19 protein-coding genes are annotated in these 19,608 nt (G+C 61.2%); 2 read left to right on the forward strand and 17 right to left on the reverse strand.

All coding sequences use genetic code 11. The annotated features are described in order from the left end of the window. From AC1DSC_RS30795 to AC1DSC_RS30850, 12 genes are all read right to left on the reverse strand, one after another. On the reverse strand, positions 1-1,277 hold a 1,277-nt coding region (locus tag AC1DSC_RS30795), incomplete at its 3' end, for a CoA-acylating methylmalonate-semialdehyde dehydrogenase (protein WP_478131995.1). A 51-nt stretch (positions 1,278-1,328) separates the two neighbouring features. After that, complete coding sequence (gene aptA, locus AC1DSC_RS30800) at positions 1,329-2,681, reverse strand: omega-aminotransferase AptA (RefSeq protein ID WP_412512540.1); 1,353 nt, start codon at positions 2,679-2,681, stop codon at positions 1,329-1,331. Between the two features lie 34 nt (positions 2,682-2,715). After that, the gene (locus AC1DSC_RS30805; RefSeq protein ID WP_412512541.1) at positions 2,716-3,417 is read right to left on the reverse strand and encodes an ABC transporter ATP-binding protein; all 702 of its coding nucleotides are present in this window, start codon (positions 3,415-3,417) and stop codon (positions 2,716-2,718) included. Continuing rightward, positions 3,414-4,184: an ABC transporter ATP-binding protein gene (locus tag AC1DSC_RS30810; protein WP_412512542.1), complete on the reverse strand. Its 771-nt coding sequence runs from the start codon at positions 4,182-4,184 to the stop codon at positions 3,414-3,416. Before AC1DSC_RS30810 ends, AC1DSC_RS30805 begins: the two co-directional genes overlap by 4 nt. After that, a complete protein-coding gene (locus AC1DSC_RS30815) occupies positions 4,181-5,164 on the reverse strand; it encodes a branched-chain amino acid ABC transporter permease (protein ID WP_412512543.1) in 984 nt (327 codons plus the stop codon). The genes AC1DSC_RS30810 and AC1DSC_RS30815 overlap by 4 nt, the downstream gene beginning before the upstream one ends. 3 nt (positions 5,165-5,167) lie before the next feature. Further along, positions 5,168-6,028, reverse strand: a complete 861-nt coding sequence (locus AC1DSC_RS30820; protein ID WP_412512544.1) for a branched-chain amino acid ABC transporter permease — start codon at positions 6,026-6,028, stop codon at positions 5,168-5,170. Between the two features lie 33 nt (positions 6,029-6,061). Further along, positions 6,062-7,261, reverse strand: coding sequence for an ABC transporter substrate-binding protein (locus tag AC1DSC_RS30825; RefSeq protein ID WP_412512545.1), 1,200 nt, complete (start codon positions 7,259-7,261; stop codon positions 6,062-6,064). A gap of 72 nt (positions 7,262-7,333) precedes the next feature. Then, complete coding sequence (locus tag AC1DSC_RS30830) at positions 7,334-8,710, reverse strand: amidase (RefSeq protein ID WP_436037863.1); 1,377 nt, start codon at positions 8,708-8,710, stop codon at positions 7,334-7,336. Positions 8,711-9,076: 366 nt separating this feature from the next. Then, entirely contained in the window at positions 9,077-9,205 is a 129-nt protein-coding gene (locus AC1DSC_RS30835) for a hypothetical protein (protein ID WP_412512547.1), read from the reverse strand. 19 nt (positions 9,206-9,224) lie between these two features. Continuing rightward, positions 9,225-10,454: an NAD(P)/FAD-dependent oxidoreductase gene (locus AC1DSC_RS30840; protein ID WP_412512548.1), complete on the reverse strand. Its 1,230-nt coding sequence runs from the start codon at positions 10,452-10,454 to the stop codon at positions 9,225-9,227. A 22-nt stretch (positions 10,455-10,476) separates the two neighbouring features. Next, positions 10,477-11,118 (reverse strand): FMN-binding negative transcriptional regulator, encoded by a 642-nt coding sequence (locus tag AC1DSC_RS30845; RefSeq protein WP_412512549.1) that lies wholly within the window; start codon positions 11,116-11,118, stop codon positions 10,477-10,479. 53 nt (positions 11,119-11,171) lie between these two features. Further along, the gene (locus tag AC1DSC_RS30850) at positions 11,172-11,375 is read right to left on the reverse strand and encodes a rubredoxin (RefSeq protein ID WP_412512550.1); all 204 of its coding nucleotides are present in this window, start codon (positions 11,373-11,375) and stop codon (positions 11,172-11,174) included. A gap of 117 nt (positions 11,376-11,492) precedes the next feature. Between AC1DSC_RS30850 and pdxR the strand changes: the two genes are divergently transcribed. Further along, a complete protein-coding gene (pdxR, locus tag AC1DSC_RS30855; RefSeq protein WP_436037866.1) occupies positions 11,493-13,016 on the forward strand; it encodes a MocR-like pyridoxine biosynthesis transcription factor PdxR in 1,524 nt (507 codons plus the stop codon). A 215-nt stretch (positions 13,017-13,231) separates the two neighbouring features. Beyond that, positions 13,232-14,119, forward strand: a complete 888-nt coding sequence (locus tag AC1DSC_RS30860; protein ID WP_412512592.1) for a LysR family transcriptional regulator — start codon at positions 13,232-13,234, stop codon at positions 14,117-14,119. 90 nt (positions 14,120-14,209) lie between these two features. Here AC1DSC_RS30860 and AC1DSC_RS30865 read toward each other — a convergent pair whose 3' ends face one another. Genes AC1DSC_RS30865 through AC1DSC_RS30885 form a run of 5 tightly spaced genes read right to left on the reverse strand, consistent with a single transcriptional unit; the run spans position 14,210 to position 19,552 of the window. Beyond that, on the reverse strand, positions 14,210-15,415 hold the full coding sequence (locus AC1DSC_RS30865; RefSeq protein ID WP_412512552.1) for a trans-sulfuration enzyme family protein: 1,206 nt from the start codon (positions 15,413-15,415) through the stop codon (positions 14,210-14,212). Positions 15,416-15,473: 58 nt separating this feature from the next. Further along, positions 15,474-16,214, reverse strand: a complete 741-nt coding sequence (locus AC1DSC_RS30870; protein WP_412512553.1) for an amino acid ABC transporter ATP-binding protein — start codon at positions 16,212-16,214, stop codon at positions 15,474-15,476. Positions 16,215-16,232: 18 nt separating this feature from the next. Continuing rightward, a complete protein-coding gene (locus tag AC1DSC_RS30875; RefSeq protein WP_412512554.1) occupies positions 16,233-17,324 on the reverse strand; it encodes an amino acid ABC transporter permease in 1,092 nt (363 codons plus the stop codon). Between the two features lie 2 nt (positions 17,325-17,326). Further along, complete coding sequence (locus AC1DSC_RS30880) at positions 17,327-18,499, reverse strand: amino acid ABC transporter permease (protein ID WP_412512555.1); 1,173 nt, start codon at positions 18,497-18,499, stop codon at positions 17,327-17,329. Between the two features lie 33 nt (positions 18,500-18,532). Continuing rightward, a complete protein-coding gene (locus AC1DSC_RS30885; protein ID WP_412512556.1) occupies positions 18,533-19,552 on the reverse strand; it encodes an amino acid ABC transporter substrate-binding protein in 1,020 nt (339 codons plus the stop codon). Between the last annotated feature and the right edge of the window lie 56 nt (positions 19,553-19,608).

Raw genomic sequence — 19,608 nt, forward strand, 5'->3', positions numbered from 1 at the left:
TTGCCGTCGCGCGTGAAGCAGCTCACGCCATTGCCGAATTCATGGTCGTTGACCAGGTCGACCGCGTCCTTGAAGTTGGCCACGCGCACGCAGGAGAGCACCGGGCCGAAGATCTCTTCCTTGTAGATGCGCATCTCGGGCGTGACGTGGTCGAACAGCGTGCCGCCCATCCAGAAGCCGTCGCCGCAGCCGGCACCGGCCTGGCCGCCGTCGAACTGGCGGCCGTCGACCAGCAGCTTCGCGCCTTCCTTCTCGCCCTGGGCGATGTAGCCGGTGATGCGCTCGTGTGCCGCGCGCGTGACGATCGGGCCCATTTCGGCCGCGAGGTTCTCGCCGTCGAGCACCTTGAGCRTCTTCGTGCGCTCGATGAGCTTGGGAATGATCTTGTCGGCCACGTCGCCCACCAGCACCGCCACGCTGATCGCCATGCAGCGCTCGCCGGCCGAGCCGTAGCCCGCGCCGATCAGTGCGTCCACCGTCTGGTCGATGTCGGCGTCGGGCATCACCACCATGTGGTTCTTCGCGCCGCCAAGGGCCTGCACGCGCTTGCCGTTGCGCGCGCCCGTTTCATAGATGTAGTTGGCAATGGGCGTGGAGCCCACGAAGCTCACGGCCTTGACGTCGGGGTGCTCGAGCAGCGCGTCGACCGCCACCTTGTCGCCCTGCACCACGTTGAACACGCCGTCGGGCAGGCCCGCTTCCTTCAGCAGTTCGGCCATGCGCAGCGACGGGGTCGGATCGGTCGGGCTGGGCTTGAGAATGAAGGTGTTGCCGGCGGCAATGGCCACCGGGAACATCCACATCGGCACCATCACCGGGAAGTTGAAGGGCGTGATGCCAGCCACCACGCCGAGCGGCTGGCGCAGCGTCCAGTTGTCGATGCCGGTGGAGACCTGGTCGGTGAAGTCGCCCTTGAGCAATTGCGGGATGCCGCAGGCGAATTCGACGATGTCGATGCCGCGCGAGACCTCGCCCTGCGCGTCGGTGAACACCTTGCCGTGCTCGAAGGTAATCGCATGCGCCAGCTCGTCCTTGTTCTTGTTGAGCAGCTCCAGGAACTTGAACATCACGCGGGCGCGACGGATCGGCGGCGTATCGGCCCACTTGGGAAAGGCGGCCTGCGCGGCGGCCACCGCTGCATCGACGTCGGCATGGTTGGCCAAGGCCACTCGGCCGGTTACCCACCCCGTGGCGGGGTTGCTCACTTCCTGCGTACGGGTCGACGTCCCTGCGACAGCAGTGCCTCCGATGAAGTGGTTGATTGTGGAAATACTCATGCATGTCTCCATAGAAAACTGAAGAGGTCCGTCACTTCGCGGCGTCAAGCATCAGCGCGTTTCGGCGAGGGCGTCGTGAAGGGCCTCGACGAGGCGATCAATCTCCGCCTTCTCCGAGATAAACGGCGGCGCAAGCTGGATGGAGTCCGCGCCCTGACGCACATAGAAGCCTTTGCTCCAGCACGCCTTGGCAATGTCATAGGGCCGCCGGCCAGGAGCGTCGGGAGTGCCGCCTATGGCGATGCCAGCAGCCAATCCAAAGTTGCGGATATCGATGACGTGCTTCGCATGGACAAGTGAATGCACCGCATCTTCAAAGTAGGGTGCCAGGGCCGCCGCTCGAGCAACGATCTCGTCGTTCACAATCACGTCAAGCGTCGCGATCCCTGCCGCGCAAGCGACCGGATGGGCCGAATAGGTATAACCATGGGGAAACTCGACCGCGAAGTCGGGGGCCGCCACTCCCATGAAAGTATCGTAGACGTTACCCGAGGCAACAACAGCGGCCAATGGCTGTGCGCCATTCGTCACCTGCTTGGCGATGGTCATCATGTCTGGCACAACGCCGAATGCTTCCGCACCCGTCATTGCACCAAGACGGCCGAATCCCGTGATGACCTCATCGAAGATCAACAGGATGTCGTGCGCCGTGCAGATCTCCCGCAGCCGCTTGAGATAGCCCTGGGGCGGCAGGATCACGCCGGCCGAACCGGAGATCGGCTCGACGATCACTGCGGCGATGTTCGAGGCATCATGCAACGCGATCAGGTCGAGAAGTTCGTTGGCAAGCTCGGCGCCATCCTGCGGTAGGCCACGAACAAAGGCGTTGCTTGCAAGCTGTGTGTGGGCAAGATGGTCAGCGTCGACACCGGGGCCAAAGAGCTTGCGGTTGCCGCCGAGGCCGCCAACAGATATCCCCCCGAAATTGACTCCGTGGTAGCCCTTTTGCCGACCGATGAAGCGGGTCTTGGTTCCTTGCCCCCGCAGGCGCCAGTAGGCACGTGCCAGCTTCAGCGCGGTATCCACAGCCTCCGATCCGGAACTGGTGAAGAACACGTGGTCCAACCCTTGCGGCATGAGTGCCTTGATCTTGTTCGCGAGCTCGAATTGGGCAGGATGACCGTGCTGGAAAGCAGGCGAGTAATCCAGCTTCGCAATCTGCTTGGAGACTGCTTCGGAGATTTCGTCTCGGCCATGCCCCAACCCCGAACACCACAGACCCGAAAGACCGTCAAAGATCTTCCGGCCATCTATATCCGTGAAGTACGCTCCCTTGGCTTCAACGATGACCCGGGGCGATTCCTTGAACTGGCGATTGCCGGTGAATGGCATCCAGCAGGCGTCGATCCATTGCGGATCCAGGCTGAGGGATGGTTGTTGACGCTTTTCTTGAAAAGTATGCATGGCTGCTTCCAGTTGAAGAGGTGAATTCCGTTGATCAGGTCGCGCCGACGCTGAGGTATCGATCCTTGACCGCGTCGTCGGCCAAGAACTGCGCGTTGCTGCCCTGGTACACGATCGTTCCTTGCTCGATCACATAGTGCCGATCAGCCAACTGGGTGCAGACCTCGAGGTTCTGTTCCACCAGCAAGACTGCGACGCCAGCACGCCGGATCTCCTTGAGCTGGGCCACGATTTCTTCGACGATGACCGGGGCCAGTCCCTCGACCGGCTCATCCAGCATCAGAAGCTTGGGGTTGTTGAGCAGCGCGCGTCCGATCGAGAGCATCTGCTGCTCCCCACCAGAGAGCTGCCCTCCCCCGTTCTTCCGGCGCTCGCGCAGGCGCGGAAAGATCCTGTAGATGTCGGTCAGCGACCACGGAGAGCCCCGGCGCTGGCCGAGCAGGAGGTTTTCTTCGACCGATAGCAGCTTGAAGATTCCTCGATCCTCGGGCACGAGGCAAACACCGCGAGAAGCGATCTGGTGAGAAGGCATGCCTTGCAACTCGACGCCGCCAAAAACTATCTTGCCGCCCGTGGGGCGAACAGCGCCCGCAATTGTCTTGAGCGTGGTGGACTTGCCGGCTCCATTGCGGCCGAGCAGGGTTACCAGTTCGCCGTTACCGATCTGAAGATCGACACCTTGCAGGATGTGACTCTTGCCGTAATGGCTATGTAACCGATCCAAGCGAAGAATCATTTGCGGCCTCCGGTGATCATGCTGCCCAGGTACGCGGTTCGCACGCGTTCGTCATCGCGCACCGACTGAGGCGTTCCCTCGACCAGCACCCGTCCCTGCTGCATCACCGTCACTGTGTGCGATATGTCCATGACGATCCCCATGTTGTGTTCGATCAGAACGACCGTGTAGTCGCGGCCCAGATCGGCGATCAGCGTCTTCATGTCGTCGAGATCGTCGATCCCCATGCCGGAGGTGGGTTCGTCCAGAAAGATCGCTTTGGGCTCGGCCGCGAGGGCCATGCCGACCTCCAATCGACGCTGCTGACCATGCGACAGGGAACCGGCCGCTGTACGCTCCTGATTCCGCAGACCAAGGCGTTCGATCACCCGGTCCACCATCTCGGCGCAAGACCAGTGGCCCTGCGGCGAACGCCAGAGATTGAATGCTCTTCTTGCGTTGACGCCCTGCGCGGCCAAGCGCAAGTTCTCGCGCACTGTCAGGGTGGGAAAGAGGCTCGTGACCTGGAACGATCTCGCCATTCCCTTGCGCACTCGTACATGGCCGGGTTCACGGGTGACGTCCTGCCCATTGAAGGCAATGCTGCCACCCGTCACGCCAAGCGTGCCGGTGAGCATGTGGAACAGTGTTGTCTTGCCGGCACCGTTGGGGCCGATGACGGAGTGCACCGTGTTGCGTCTCACGCGCAGGTCCACGCCGCCAAGGGCCACGAACTTGCCGTAGTGCTTGGTAACCTGCCGTGCTTCCAGAAGGAATTCCGTGCTCATACCTGCTTCTCCTCGACTCGGATCTCACCGGTCCGCTTGAACCGCGCCGTCAAAGCGAGGAAGCCATCTTCGATAAGGCCCCACAAACCGCGCTGCATACCCAGGCTGATGATCACAAGCAGCACGCCCAGCAACATCAGCCAGCGCGGCCACAGGGTCGACAGCCAATCGGCCGCAAGCACGTAGAACAGGGCACCGATCAACGACGCGGCGAGATTGCCGGCGCCGCCGATCACTGTCATCACGAGGATCATTTCGCTCACATGAAATTCGGCGTTCGCGAGTGGTGCGACTCCGACCATCATCGCGTTGAGTGCGCCGGCCAGCGCAGTCACGGCACCCGAGAGCACGAAAGCGAGCAGTTTGAAGCGCGGTACGTTGTAGCCAACGGCGCTGGCGCGCACCTCGTTGTCCCGGATTGCCAGCAACGTGCGCCCAAAGATCGATGTCGTCACCCGATGCAGAGCGACGAAGACCAACAGGAAGATGACCGCCACCATCGCATAGAACTGCCACGCCGTGGTGTTGTCCCAGAGAACCACTCCGAACGCCGACAACGGCGGTCTCGGGATGTTGAGCAGCCCGTTGTCGCCCCCGGTCAGGGAAGGAACGCTATAGGCCAAAAAGTAGAACATCTGCGCGAAGGCGAGCGTCAGCATGACGAAGTAGGTCCCCTTCTGTCGAATCGACACGATCCCGACCAGCCCCGCGGCGAGGCCACCAAGAATGATCGAGGCAACCAGCGCAAGGGGCATGGGCAACCCGGTGCGAGTCAGCACAAGGCCGAACGTGTAGCTTCCGAGTCCGAAGAAAATGCCCTGCCCGAAGGACAGCAGACCGGTATAGCCGAGCAGCAGATTGCAACCCAGAACGGCCAACGCATAGATGAGCACTTCACTGGCCAAAGACCCAGAACTCAACAACAGCGGTAGAGCCACCACGATGCCAAGAGCAACTGCGATATCGATGTTTCGACGCATGGTTCAGCCTCGCTTTCCAAGTAGGCCATTGGGGCGCAGCAGCAGAACCGCAGCCATGGCAACGTAGATCATCAGACGGGCACCCTCTGGCCATAGGGTGCTCATCACGCTCTGCACTACGCCGATGAGAATGCCGCCCACGAGTGCTCCCGTGAAACTTCCGAGGCCACCGACCACCACGACGACGAATGCGACCGCGAGTGCCTCGATCCCCATGAACGGCTCGACACCCCGGATGGGTGCCGCGAGGACTCCCGCGATCGCCGCAGTCGCCGCACCGAGGGCGAAAACCAGACTGAAGAGACGAAAGACGTTGATGCCGAGCAGGGACACCATTTCGGGCGACTCGCTCCCGGCGCGCACTGCACTGCCCAGACGAGTGCCTTCGAGCACCCACCAGAGCAACACAGCCAAACCGCCGGTCACAGCGATCACGAACAGGCGGTACTTGGGATAGATGAAGTCTCCCCACATGACCACCCCCTCCAGGCCGCTCGGAACCGCCACGCTGTCACCCAACGGCCCCCACTGCACGATGACCAGTTCTTGGATGATCAGCGCGACGCCCACCGTGATGAGGATGTGGAACTCGTGCGGCTTGGCGTAGACATGCCGCAGCAGGGTCTTCTCGGCAACCCACCCCACGGCCGCGACGAACAGCGGAACGATAAGCAAGGCGGCCCAGAAGCTCATCCCTTGCCTGACGGCCTCGAAGCAAAAGTAAGCCCCCAGCAGATAAAAAACCCCGTGAGCAAAATTGACGAATCGGAGCAAGCCGAAGACGATGGACAGGCCAACGGCCAGCAGGAAGTACAACATTCCTATTCCGATGCCGTTGACGGTCTGCAGAAGGTAAACACTCATATACGGCGACTCCGGTAGTTCGCGGCCGACTTTTCAGCTCAGCTTGCAGCCGGCTTGTTCTACGGTCAGAAACGACTGTCCGGAACTGACAACATCCACATAATCGTCCGCATCCTTCATCTGCTTCTTGGCCTTTCCGCGAAGCAGGTAGTAGTCTTTGATGACCTGGTGGTCTTCCTTGCGGATCTGCTCCTGGCCCGTGAGGCCTTCGAACTTCATGCCCTCCAACGCTGAGATCACCGCCTTCGGCTCGGTCGAACCCGCTTTGGCGATCGCGTCAATGACGCACTTGGTGCAGATGAACGCGGCTGCCAAGGTGTAGTTCGGCATGATCTTCAGCTCTTTGTTGACCTGCGCGATCAGCTCGCGGTTGGTGGGAGAATCGACCTTGTGCCAGTACTGCGCCCCGAAGTAGATGTCCTCGGTGGTGTCTGCGCCGAGGGACTGGAACTGCTCCAGCCCCGAGGTCCATGGCACAAGGATCGTCATCTTCTTGTGCAGCCCGAAGCTGATGGCTTGACGCAACGCATCGGTTGACTGCGTCCCGAAGTTGAGCAGCACCAGGACGTCCGGCTTGGCCGCAATGGCATTGGTCAGATAGCCGCTGAACTCTTTCTCCGCCAGGGAGTGATAGCTGTTGCCGACCAGCTCCACACCCTTTTCCTTCAGCACATCCTTGGTGGCGGCCAGCATTCCTTCGCCAAAGACGTATTGGGCAGTGATGGTGTACCAGCGCTTCGCCTTGGGCTGTGCCTCGATGAGTGGCCGCAACGTCTGCGCGACGGCGCCATAGGCAGGCACCGGCCACCGGAACGTCGCGGCATTGCATTCCTTGCCCGTGATCTCGTCCGCACCGGAATAGCAGAAGAAGACGCCCCCGAGTCGATGGACCTCTTTACCCATCGCCAGTGCTTCGGGGGAAAGGATCCCGCCAACAAAGAACTTGGTGTTCTTTTGCTGCGCAGCCTCCTGCACCTTGCGCACCGCCGTCGCTGGCTTTGCCTCAGTGTCGAAAACGCTGTACGCGAGGCGACGACCTATCACGGTCCCATAACGCTGGATTGCCATGCGAACACCGAGCTCCCCATACTTGCCGTTGACGGCAAATGGACCCGACATGGGGAAAGGCGCCCCGAACTCGATCCCTTCGGCCGCCTGCGCCGAAGCCAAGCGGGAAAGCGACATTGGGGCAATGCCGGCTGCGGCCAGTGCTAGAAGGTCACGTCTATTCATATTGTCTCTTTGATGTTTCAGTTGGGGAAAGTGACGACGGCCGCGGCGACACGGGAATCGCTGCGATGGAACCTATGGCGAGTTGAGAAGTTGCGCTAGGGCATCCGCTATCGAAAGCAATCGGCTGTCTTCGCCTCGTGCCCCGACCAGCTGAATGCCGACCGGGCGACCGTCCGCGGTCAGCCCGCAAGGGATCACGATGGCGGGTTGTTGGCTCAGGTTCATGGGAAAGCTGAAGCCGGCCCAATCGGTCCATCGGGTCATGCCGCTGCCCGGCGGAACCTCGTGACCCGCCTCGAAGGGGGCCACTGCCGTGGCGGGCGAGACGAGGACGTCGTACTCCTGTAGCACCCGATCCATTGCGCTACCGAACTCGACCCGCCGCATTTGTGCAGAAACCAGGCCCGCGGTCATCGTTCCGCCGTCACGTGCGGCCTCGAGCAAACCGGGGTCAATGCGGCTTCGGTCTTGCTCGGGTATCGAGTTGATGCGGGCCGCCGCACCGCAGAGCCAGTGGTGCTTAAAAATGTCCAGGACATCGTTGCGAGGCAGTTGCATGGGCTCTACGCAGGCGCCGGCGCGTTCAATTTTTCGAACGGCTCGTTCGACGATCTGCACGACCTCTGGTTCGACTTTCCCTGTCGCGGGCTGCGACCAGTAGCCAACTCGCGTACCGGCGAGCGCAGTGTGGCCCCAGTCAGACGATGTGGGGGCATGCGCGCATTGGGTCCAGTCGCGCATGTCCCTGCCCGCCATCACCCTGAACATGGCCGCTGCGTCTGCGACGGATCTGGCAATGGAGCCGATGTGGGACAGAGTTCCGAACGCACTCACCGGAAAGGTGGGAACGCGCGCGTATGTCGGCTTGAATCCGACGGTTGCGGTGAAGGAGGCAGGAACGCGTGCCGATCCTCCGCCGTCCGTGGCGAGATGAAGGACACCGGCGCCGGTGGCGGCCGCTACGGCCGCACCACCAGACGAGCCTCCGGCGGTCACGCTGGGCATCCAGGGATTGCGCGTGATACCGCTCGCCGGACTGTCCGTGACCGCCTTCCACCCGAACTCGGGCGTGGTGGTCAGGCCCAGGAGAACAGCCCCTGCGCAGCGCAGTCGCCCGACCGCCGGTGCGTCCTCGCGTTGCGGTTGCAACTGCGTCGTCAGGCTGCCGAAGCGAACCACCCAGCCCTTCACCCAGACGATGTCCTTGATCGTTGCCGGAACGCCATCGATCGGCGACAGCGGGGTGCCCGTCCGCCAGCGCTGTTCGGACGCACGGGCCTGCTCCATCGCGCCGTCGTGGTCGATGTATGTGAAGGCGTTCAAGGGCTTGTTGATCGCTTCGGCCCTGGCGAGAGATGCACGCGCGACCTCCACGGGCGAGACTTCGCCTGAGTGATACAGCGCAGTCAGTTCCGCCACGCCGATACGGCAAAGTGGATCGGCATCCAAGAGGGGGGAACGGATAGGGAGGTGCATGGATAGGCTTCGATTGCGCGGGGCGAAGCGGCGGCTGTGGACGCCTTCCCTTCCCCGCAGAAATTGGCTAGACCATCACGCCAGTTCGATGCACTCGTTCTCCAGGCGATGTCCCTCTTTCCGAAGGTGGAGGTACCCATCCCACCAAAGGCGAAAACACGAGAGATGCGCGGATACAGAACAACAGTGCTTTGATTTGCTTCATCAAATTCTCCAACTGGCATGCATTCGAATGCACTGAAAAGATTTAGAGCGGACGCGGCTTCCCCTGGCGATGTCCAACCGCCATGGTGAATGGCTTCCAGCGCAACACGGTGCTATGCGTGCGCGTAGTCAGAGTCAGGGGAGATTGCCGAGTCGATCGCAGGAGGTGGGCTCCCACATGACCAGCTTCTTGCCGCGTGAAGTCCGCTTTTGCATCTTCTCAAACGCCTGGGACGGCGTGGTCGCCAAGACCGTCTTGATCATGTTGTCTCCTTCTCAGCTTCTAGTGTTTATTCGGCGCAGCCGCAGGCCTGGGCGCAGGACCTTCCAAACCAGTCGAAGTCCTTGCAAGCACACCTTTGAATTCTTTGATGGGGCCTGCAATGTCTCGAACTGAACCGATTGCGCTCACGCCGCGCAAAACTCCCTCTGCATCGTAGGAGAGAAAAAGTCGCGAACGTCCAATCGTCTCGACATTGGTTTCGGAGCCCAGGGAGGGAAGTCCTGCGACCTGGAGTGCGAAGTCGTACTGATTGCTCCAGAACCAAGGCACCGCATCGAACTCAAGTTGCTGGCCGAGCATGTTTCGCGCTGCGGTGTCTGCTTGATCCTCGGCATTGCGCCAGTTTTCAATCCTTACAGCCCGCCCGTAGAGTCTGCTGTCGTAGCAACACACATCACCGCACGAAAAAATTCTTTCGTCGTCAGTTCGCAGATACTGATTTGTCCGTATGCCGTTGTCGGTTGCCAAACCCGCCGTTTCAGCCAGATCGACATTCGGTCGAACACCAAGGCCATAGACCACGATGTCACATGCCATGGCCTCGCCGGTCGAAAGGCGAACGGATTGCACGTTGCCCGTCCCCTCCAGTGCCACGATCCCAACACCGAATCGGACATTCACGCTTCGTCTTTGATGCTCGGCCACCACTGCATCCGAGACGATCAGCGGCACACTCCTGCCCATTGCTTGCGGTGCGCGCTCCAGCACCGTGACCGTACAACCGCGTTCCAGAGCCGCGGCAGCAACCTCCAGGCCAATCACGCCGGCGCCGATGACCACCAGGCGGCAGCCACGCTGCAGTGAGTCCGCGATCGCTTTTGCATGCTGGGGCGTACGCAGCGGCAATACCCCACTCAGATCCGAACCTGGCACTGTGAGCGGATTGACGCTCGCCCCAGTCGCCAGCAGAAGCCGGTGATAGGCGATCTCCCGCCCGTCTTTTAAGATCACGCGCGCGGCATCTCGATCGATGCGCACGACACTTTGGGCAAGCTGCAGATCGATTTCATTCTCTGCGTACCAGGAGTCGGCGTAGAAGGCGCATTGTTCGCCTGTTTTCTTGCCTAGAAGCACCGCCTTGGACAGCGGGGGGCGATCGTAAGGAAGGCAACTCTCCTCACCAATCAGGCCGATACCGCCTGTCCAACCATGCTTGCGAAGAGCAGCAGCGGCTCGGGATCCGCTATGACCTGCACCAACGATCACGATGGGCTCTTGACAAGTGGTCATGGCTTTCTCTTCGCGCCCGTCTTTACTGTGCTGCCTTGGCTTCTGCGCACGCCAACATGGCGTCACCAATTACCCGCTCGCCCTTCGCATTCAGGGCTTCCCCGGCGCTTTGAATATCGCGTACGTCCTTGTTCTGGCTCAGCTTGGCCTTGCCCACCAAGCGGGTTACCTCGATCTCGATGCCGACGATCGCCTTGAGCATCGTGTCGATGTAATCCTTGGGACCATCGGTCATCTTCCACGGCGTTGGTTGCGACGCCTCGTGAGTGCGGGTGAGCCGAGCCACCATGCCGCGGACATATCGCTCATCGTCCCGAATCGTGGCTCTCCCGTAGGCATGGACCACGATGTAGTTCCAACTGGGCACTTGCTTGTGAAACTCTTGCTTGCTGGGATACCACTGGGGCGAGATGTAGGAATCTCCAGCCCGAAAGACAACCATCACTTCGTCGCCGCTGACGATGTCCTGCCACACAGGGTTGCTGCGCGCAACGTGCGAGTGCAGCACCACCTGGGATCCTTCCTTGGCGTCCAGCTCGAACGGAATATGGTTGGCATCCAAGCCGCTTTTGCCGTGTGTAAACAAAATGCCCAGTGGATTCTTAGCGATCAGGTCGTGCAGAACTTCAGGGCGCGATTCATCGAAGTGGGCAGGAACGTACATATCTCTATCTCTCTAATTGATTGCTGAGGAAGAAAGCTTCGACCAGACTCAATTCAGATCTCGATCATTTCGAAATCGGCTTTGCCGGCGCCGCATTCAGGGCACACCCAATCGTTCGGCACATCCTCCCAGCGGGTTCCGGATGCGATGCCTTCGCCAGGCAGGCCTTGCTCTTCGTGGTACTCGAATCCACAGAGCACACAAAGCCAACTCTTGAAGGCCACGGCTTGGTTCTTCTCGGTTATGCAATCAGTCATGGGGTGCCTCGCTCATGTCATGCCGGCTTCAAAACAAGCCGTCGTCAAAAAGTAGTATGGTGTATTCAGGTTCAGTGAGATGGACCAGTATTCACTTATCTCAGGAGACCAGAATCCATGCCACGAACAGCCAAGACGCCGGAAGTTCCTGCGATCGGGCAACTTGACCGAAAGGCCGGCGGTCTCGGACGTCAGCTTGCCCATAAGCTGCGTCAGGCGGTAAAGAGAGGTGACCTCCAACCCGGCGAAATCCTCCCGTCGACGCGGGCGCTCGCCAAGTCCCTGGGAGTCGCGCGCGGCACCGTCCTCGAGGCTTTCGAACAGCTGATTGCCGAAGGATTCCTCGAAGCCGAGCAAGGTGGCAGCACGCGCGTCGCCGCATCCTTGGCTGACATGCCATTGGTTGGTGCTGACGCGCGCGAAGGCAAGGCGAGCGCCAAGCCGCTTTCATTGCCCTTGCCATCCGCGGCATTCGCCCAGATCGCTCGGCAGTTCATGCCATTGCCACCGGTGCCCTTTGCTGTTTCGGTGCCTGCCGGAGCTGCCGCTCCCGGCGAGGTCTGGCGCCGGCTGGGCAACCAGATCCGCGCGCGCGGCAAGGGGATGCCAAGCGGCTATGGAGACCCTCAGGGGGCCCTGCCTCTGCGCCAGGCGATCGCGGAATATGTGCGACGGTCTCGCTCTGTGCGTTGCGACCCTGCTCAAATCATTGTGACTACCGGCACTCAACAAGGGCTGTATCTGGCTTGCCTGGTGCTTCTCGGCAACGAAGACTATGCGTGGGTCGAGAACCCGGCCTATTGGGGCATCACGGCAATATTGGAAACCCTGGGGCCGAAAGGTCGCATGGTGCGCGTGCCGGTCGATTCAGAAGGTTTGATCGTCGATGAGGGCTTGCGCTTGAGACCCGATGCGCGCGCCGCATTTGTGACCCCATCGCATCAATATCCGTTGGGCATGCCCTTAAGCATGGCGCGCCGAAACGCCCTGCTGACCTGGGCACGCACCAACGCAGCCTGGGTGGTGGAAGACGACTATGACAGCGAGTTGCGATACGCGGGACATCCATTTCCGGCGTTGCAAGGCCTAGACCCTGATCATGTGGTCTATCTGGGGACATTCAGCAAGATCCTCTTTCCGTCGCTGCGGCTCGGATATGCCATCGTGCCTCCGAAGCTCGTCGAGGCGTTCTGTGGTGCTCGCATGTTGTTGGACCGTCATCCGCCAAGCGCCGATCAGCACGTCTTGGCGGCCTTCATCGCCGAAGGGCATCTGGATCGACACATCCGACGGATCCGAGGCGTCTACGCGGAATGCCGCAGCCAGCTTGCACAACTTTTCCAGGAGTTGCTTCCCGGTGACCTGGCATGGCTGCAGCCCAGCGATCAGGGCATGCACTCGGTGCTCTGGCTGGCGCCTGGCGTTGATGACCAAGCCGTCTCCGTTCAGGCTGCCAGAGCCGGCGTGGCTGTGCGACCAGTGTCTCGCATGTACGCGGAAGGCAGCGAACGTTCCGGTTTGATCTTGGGCCTGGGAGCATTCACTGCCGATCAGATCGCGGACGCCGCGCGGCGACTGGCTTCCATCATCAATGCTGCCGCTCCAACAGGACGGCGCGGGGCCCGTAAAACGATCCGATGAAGGGGTCGTCAACGATCGCCGGAGTGACGGGCCGGAACCTCAGGGCGAGCGGTCAGCCCGAACGCGCGGGCCCCGTAGCAGCTCCTTCCCGTCGCCGGTCATCGTGTCGATAATGGTTGCAGCGCGGCGCAGAGCCCCGATGGCTGATCAGCCCCATGGCAGCCAGCTATCGATGCGATCACGCACACAACTATTAACCACGAAGCACCATGGCGATCGAAACACTTGACCGACCGCTGCGGTATTTCCTATGCATCGCGGAGTTGGGCTCGCTCTCCAAGGCCGCCGACAAGCTCGACCAGACACAGTCCGGATTGAGCAAGCAATTGGGCACGCTCGAGTCGAACCTTGGCCAGCCACTGTTTGTCCGTACGGGTCGCGGCGTCCAGCTGACCGAAGCCGGCACGAAACTCTATGACGCCCTGGTGCCGGCCTTCAGAGAGATCGACCGTGCTGTCGACAGCGCGCGCCAGCAAGGGGTTACGCACGGCACTGTCCGCTTGGCGACGGTCCATACGCTCAGCTACTACTTCGTCGCTGAAGTGTTCTCGCTCTTCGTCAGCACACATCCGGATGTGAATCTCTCTCTGCTCAGCCGCAGCTCACCCGAAGTCGTCGCTCTGGTCGAGAACGGCAAGGCGGACCTGGGTTTCGTCTACGACTCCGCGGTGGACTGCGGAACTTTGACATCGAAGCCGCTGTTCGAGGACGAAATGGCGCTGGTCGTCCTCGACAGCAGTCCCCTTGGATCGTCCCAGGACCTGTCGACCCTCAGCCTGCGCCTGGTCGGCTTTCCAGCACACTACGCCCTGAGGCGGATGATCCACAGCGCCGGGCTGCAGGCCACCTATGTTGCCGAAGCAGAAACGATAGACGCCATGCTCAAGCTCGTTTCCTCCGGGGTGGGTCATTGCATCTTGCCGTCGCGCATTCCCGACAGGCTCCTTGCCGACTATGGCCTTCGCAAGGTGTCCATCGGGCGTCCTGCACTGCGCCGCCGGGTGGTGGCCATCTCCAGCACAGGCAAGGCGATGGCACCGTTGACCTCCGACCTGCTCGCTTGCGCCTTGCAGGTCGCCGAACAACTGCAACGCTCGACCTGATCTTCTCAGTTCCGGGAACGGGTGTGAGCGGAGCCCGAATCGATCTCTTCAGCGCCGCAACGTTCGCCTTGGGCAAGGCCGCGCCTCTCGCTACTGCAACGAGTCCAGCGCCTGCCGAAGGTCAGCGATGAGGTCATCCACATCTTCCAGCCCGACAGACAACCGGATGAGGTCCATCGTCACGCCAGCGCTGAGACGCGCGGCAGGCTCGACCTTCTGGCGCGCAAGGATCAGGGTGCCGGGATGGGTGATCAGGGTTTCGGTGTCGCCCAGGCTGATGGCCCTGGAGATGAGCTTCAACCGATCGATCATCGCAATGGCGCCGTCGCCACCGGCGTGCAGCTCGAACGAGAGCATCCCACCACCCGCACTCATCTGCGAGAGGCCGAGTGGACGATCGGGGCTGCCTTCGAGGTAGGCGTATCGCACGAGCTTCACCGCCGGATGAGAGTCCAGCATGCGAGCAACCTTCAACGCGCTCTCGCTGTGCTGCCGCATCCGCAGCGTCAACGTCTTCAGTCCGCGCAGGACCAGGAAGCACAGCATGGGCGAGAGCGTCGCGCCAGTCATGTATTTGAGGCCTGCCGACCTGATCCGCTTGATCGTGGGCAGATCTCCGAGCACGACTCCGGCGAGCAGATCGCCGTGCCCGTTGATGTACTTCGTCATGGAGTGCACCACGAGGTCGGCACCGTGCTCGATCGGCCGCTGCAGGGCGGGCGATCCGAAGGTCGAATCGACGAGGACCCGAACACCAGGACGGCTGTGCGCCACCTCGGCCAGCTCTTTGATGTTCAAGAGCTGAGCCGTCGGGTTCACCGGCGTTTCGAAGTACACCAGCCGTGTCCGGTCGGACAAGGCCTTCTTGAGGTTCTCAGGCTTGGTGAGGTCGACCTTCGTGACCTTCACCCCGAAGCGCGGCAGGCCTTCATCGACCAATGAGGTCGCCGTCGAGTACATCGTGTGATGCACGATCAACTCGTCTCCGGCCGACAGGAGCGTGAGCAAGGTGGAGCAGATGGCCCCCATGCCTGAGCCGGTGGCCAGCGCGGCCTCGGCACCTTCGAGCTCTGCGAGCCTCGTCTCCAGGAGGTGCTGCGTCGGGTTGTGCTGCCGACCATAGACGTACCGGTCGCTTTCTCCAGAGAACACTGCTGCCGCCTCCGCCGTGTTGTCGAAGGCGAAGGTGGACGTCATGTAGATCGGCGGAGAAACGGCTCCGTAGGGATCGGATCTGTCATGACCATGATGCAGCGCGCGCGTCTGGAATCCCAGACCTTGCGAATCCTCTTTCATGCTTGATCTTTCATTTTTGACTCTGTCGATAAAAACAAGCCGGCAGCAGCGGCAGCGCCTAGTGGACGATCTGGTTCAGAAATTGGCGGGCGCGATCTGTCTGTGGGATGCCGAAGAACAGCTCGGGAACGTTCTCTTCGACGATCTCCCCTCGGTCCATGAAAATGACCCGGTCCGCCACCTTGCGGGCGAAGCCCATCTCGTGCGTCACGCAGAGCATGGTCATCTTCGTCTCCTCGGCCAGGCTCACCATGACGTCGAGCACTTCCTTGACCATCTCCGGATCAAGCGCCGAAGTGGGCTCGTCGAACAGCATGACCTTGGGCGACATGCATAGCGATCTTGCGATTGCGACACGCTGCTGCTGCCCTCCGGACAATTGGCCGGGATACTTGTGCGCTTGGTCGGGTATGCGAACCCGCTCCAGGTACTTCATTGCGATCGCCTGCGCTTCGGCCAGCGGTTTCTTCAGAACCCACGTCGGTCCTAGCGTGAGGTTCTCCAGAACGGTGAGGTGAGGAAACAGGTTGAAGTGCTGGAATACCATGCCGACTTCCTTCCTGATGGCCTCGATGCGCTTCAGGTCGTGGATCAGTTCAACGCCATCCACAGTGATGAGCCCCGACTGATGCTCCTCGAGCCGGTTGATGCAGCGGATCATCGTGGACTTGCCCGAGCCGGAGGGCCCGCAGATCACGATCCGCTCTCCCCTCCGCACGTTCAGATCGATGTTTTGCAGGACATGGAAGTCCCCATACCATTTGTTGACTTTTTGCAGACTGACGATGACTTCGCTCATTGATGTCCCCTTTGGACGCTAGCGCTTCAGATTCCGTTCGAGGGACCGGCTGTACCTCGATATGGAATAGCAGAAGACGAAATAGATCAGGCCGATGAACAGGTAGGCCTCTACGCCGAAGCCTGTCCAAGCCGGGTCCGAAAGGGCCGCCTTCGCTGCTTGCGTCAGGTCGAAGATTCCGATGATGACGACAAGGGAGGTGTCCTTGAACAGTGCGATGAAGGTGCTCACGAGCGGCGGAATCACGACCTTGAGGGCCTGAGGCAGGACAATCTTGCGTGTCTGCTGCCAGTAGCTCAATCCGATGGACTCGGCGCCCTCGTATTGACCTTTGGGGATGGCCTGGAGTCCGCCGCGGACAATCTCCGCAACGTAGGCCGCCGCGAAGAAGATGATCGCCAGCTGTGCTCTCAACAGCTTGTCGATGCTGAGGCCCTCTGGCAAGAACAGGGGCAGCATCACCGACGACAGGAACAGCAGGCTGATCAACGGCACGCCGCGTATCAGCTCGATATATGCGACGCACATTGCCTTGATGGCCGGCATCCGGGAGCGGCGTCCCAGGGCGAGCAGGATGCCGATGGGAAAGGCACACGCGATCCCGAATGTCGAAAGGATGAGCGTCAAGGGCAAGCCGCCCCAGCGCGTGTTCTCGACGAAGACCAGACCGAGGAAGCCACCCCACATCAAGGTCGCCACGGCCAGGATCGTGAACACCCACAGCCCGACGATCTGGAGTCCGGCCAGCCGGCGGGTGGCGGTCCACACGATCGAAGCGACGAGCAGCGCCGTCGCCAGCAACGGCCGCCATTGCTCGGCATGCGGATAGGCGCCGAAGAGAATCAGCCGATATTTTTCCCGGATGAACGCCCAGCAAGCCCCGCCCGCCTCCCTGCAGGCCTGGGCGTCGGGAGCTTGGAAGCTGGCCTTGACCAGCAGCCACTGCGCAAGTGGCGGTGCCAACATCAGGACGAGCCAGATCGTCAGGATGGTCAAGACCGCACTCGCCGGAGACTGGAAGAGGCTTTGCCGCAACCTGGTGATGAGCCTGGCCTGGACTCTGGGCGGCGCCTGCAAGGCGGGCCGGTCCGTATGGGTGGTGGTGCTCATGCTTATCTTTCCACCAGCGCAATGCGCTTGTTGTACCAATTCATCAACAGCGAAACTGTGAGGCTCACAGTCATGAAGGCGGCCATGATGATCAGGACGCCCTCGATCGCCTGGCCGGTCTGGTTCAACACCGTGTTGACGACGGAAACCAGGTCGGGGTAGCCGATCGCAACGGCGAGCGAGCTGTTCTTGACCAGGTTCAGGTACTGGCTCGTCGTGGGGGGAACGATGACGCGAAGCGCCTGGGGCAGGATCACGAGCCGAAGCACGCGCGACCGCGGAAGCCCGAGCGTCTGTGCCGCCTCCCATTGGCCATGGCTCACCGATTGGACGCCGGCGCGGACGATCTCTGCAATGAACCCGGCGGTGTAGGTGACGAGCCCGACCAGCAGCGCGAACAGCTCGGGAGAGAGCGCCCAGCCTCCCTCGAAGTTGAATCCGCTCTGGTGAGGAATGCTGAGATGAAATTCGCGCCCTCCGAGCAGCCAGCCGACCGTTGGCATCAGCAGCAAGAGCATCAGGGCGAAAGGCCAAAGTCTCGATTGGGCGCCGGTCCGGCGCCGGCTGGAGCGCTGCCATCGGCCAACTGCCACGATCGTGAGTACGGAGATCACCAATCCCCAAAGAATTCCCGCAACGGCCGGTCCGTCGACTGCGGGCATCAGCATGCCGCGGTTCGACAGGTAGATGCCTGGAAGCGGGTGAAAGGCTGCCTTCGGACCCGGTAGAAGTTCCCCGATGACGGCATACCAGATCAACAGTTGCAGCAGAAGCGGTACATTGCGGATCAGTTCGACGTATGCACTTGCCAGCCGCACGATGAGCCAATTGCTCGACAACCTCGCGATCCCGACAATGACGCCGAGCATCGTGGCCAATACCAGCGCAACGGCGGAGACCCGCAGCGTGTTGGCAAGCCCCACGAGAATGGCACGGGCGTAGGTGTCCGACGGGGAATACTCGATCAGTGACTCGCCGATGGCGAACCCCGCTTCTCTTTCCAGAAATGCAAAACCAGTCGCGATGTTGCGCGTCGCGAGATTATGCAAGGTGTTGGAGACGAGGTAGTACGCGACGAGCGCGGCCAGCCCCACGACGACGAACTGATAGGCAAGTGCCCTGAACGCCGGATTGTTCCAGCTGAACTTGAGCGGAGCGCGGTGGTGTGAACTCATGGGGAGGTCGAGTGCCTGTCGCTCAAGTGTGGGCTATCGAATGGGCCACCCGTACATCAAGCCTCCCTTCGTGTACAAGGCATTCAGGCCGCGATCAAGCTTCATCGGACTCCCAGCGCCCAGGCTGCGGTCGAACATCTCACCGTAGTTGCCAACCTGCTTGATGATGTTGTATGCCCACTTGTCGTCAAGCCCGAGCCCCTTGCCCATGCCAGGAGAGGTGCCGAGGATCCGCTGGATGTTGGGCGGGATGCTGCCCTTTGCGATCTCGTCGACGTTCTTGGACGTCAGGTTGTATTCCTCCGCCTCCAGAAGCGCATTGAGCGACCAGCGCACGACGTTGAACCAGGCTTCATCGCCTTGGCGGACCATCGGTCCGAGAGGCTCCTTGGACAGCGGCTCCGGCAGGATCACATACTTGTCTGTGGTTCCGAAGGCGATACGCGCCAGCGCCAGCTGCGACTTGTCCATCGTGATGCCATCGCAGCGGCCCGCCGCGAACGCGCGCTTGATCTCGTCGACGGTGTCCAGCAGCACCGGTTTGAAGCTTTGCTTGAGACCGCGAAACCAGTCGGTGAGGTTCAGTTCGGTGGTGGTCCCCGGCAGGACGCAGATGGTGGCGCCAGCCAGGTTCTTCGCGCTGCTGACATTGGCATCCTTGGTCACCATGATGCCTTGGCTGTCATAGAAGTTCACGCCAACGCCAATCAGGCCCAGTGTGGTATCGCGCGACATCGTCTGGGTGGTGTTGCGCGTCAGGACGTCGACCTCGCCGGACTGCAGCGCAGTGAAGCGTGCTTGCGTGGTGAGTGGGATGACCTTGAACTTGGTCGCATTGCCGAACATCGCGGCTGCAATCGCACGGCAGGTGTCCACGTCGATGCCCTGCCACTCCCCCTTGCTGTCGGTGAATGCGAATCCGGGGAGGTTCGTCGAGACACCGCACTGCACGAAGCCGCGCTTCTTCACCGTGTCGAATGTTTGGCCGGCATGGCCCATGCCTGAGAGACAAAGGCCCATCAGGGCGGCGGCCGCAAGGCGGACAAGTTTCATGGCGATCTTTCTGTGGAACGGGTTTTTTTCGGCGTGGACGCTGGGCGTAGAGGGCG

The organism is Variovorax sp. 01N425 (assembly GCF_056399465.1).

Excerpts from the sequence above, each read along its gene's own strand:
- AC1DSC_RS30825 (WP_412512545.1), bottom strand. The coding sequence starts at position 7,261 with ATGAATAGACGTGACCTTCTAGCACTGGCCGCAGCCGGCATTGCCCCA.
- AC1DSC_RS30865 (WP_412512552.1), bottom strand. The coding sequence starts at position 15,415 with ATGAAAGAGGATTCGCAAGGTCTGGGATTCCAGACGCGCGCGCTGCAT.
- AC1DSC_RS30850 (WP_412512550.1), bottom strand. The coding sequence starts at position 11,375 with ATGACTGATTGCATAACCGAGAAGAACCAAGCCGTGGCCTTCAAGAGT.
- AC1DSC_RS30880 (WP_412512555.1), bottom strand. The coding sequence starts at position 18,499 with ATGAGTTCACACCACCGCGCTCCGCTCAAGTTCAGCTGGAACAATCCG.
- AC1DSC_RS30815 (WP_412512543.1), bottom strand. The coding sequence starts at position 5,164 with ATGCGTCGAAACATCGATATCGCAGTTGCTCTTGGCATCGTGGTGGCT.
- aptA (WP_412512540.1), bottom strand. The coding sequence starts at position 2,681 with ATGCATACTTTTCAAGAAAAGCGTCAACAACCATCCCTCAGCCTGGAT.
- AC1DSC_RS30805 (WP_412512541.1), bottom strand. The coding sequence starts at position 3,417 with ATGATTCTTCGCTTGGATCGGTTACATAGCCATTACGGCAAGAGTCAC.
- AC1DSC_RS30820 (WP_412512544.1), bottom strand. The coding sequence starts at position 6,028 with ATGAGTGTTTACCTTCTGCAGACCGTCAACGGCATCGGAATAGGAATG.
- AC1DSC_RS30810 (WP_412512542.1), bottom strand. The coding sequence starts at position 4,184 with ATGAGCACGGAATTCCTTCTGGAAGCACGGCAGGTTACCAAGCACTAC.
- AC1DSC_RS30845 (WP_412512549.1), bottom strand. The coding sequence starts at position 11,118 with ATGTACGTTCCTGCCCACTTCGATGAATCGCGCCCTGAAGTTCTGCAC.
- AC1DSC_RS30885 (WP_412512556.1), bottom strand. The coding sequence starts at position 19,552 with ATGAAACTTGTCCGCCTTGCGGCCGCCGCCCTGATGGGCCTTTGTCTC.
- AC1DSC_RS30835 (WP_412512547.1), bottom strand. The coding sequence starts at position 9,205 with ATGATCAAGACGGTCTTGGCGACCACGCCGTCCCAGGCGTTTGAGAAG.
- AC1DSC_RS30875 (WP_412512554.1), bottom strand. The coding sequence starts at position 17,324 with ATGAGCACCACCACCCATACGGACCGGCCCGCCTTGCAGGCGCCGCCC.
- pdxR (WP_436037866.1), top strand. The coding sequence starts at position 11,493 with ATGCCACGAACAGCCAAGACGCCGGAAGTTCCTGCGATCGGGCAACTT.
- AC1DSC_RS30870 (WP_412512553.1), bottom strand. The coding sequence starts at position 16,214 with ATGAGCGAAGTCATCGTCAGTCTGCAAAAAGTCAACAAATGGTATGGG.
- AC1DSC_RS30840 (WP_412512548.1), bottom strand. The coding sequence starts at position 10,454 with ATGACCACTTGTCAAGAGCCCATCGTGATCGTTGGTGCAGGTCATAGC.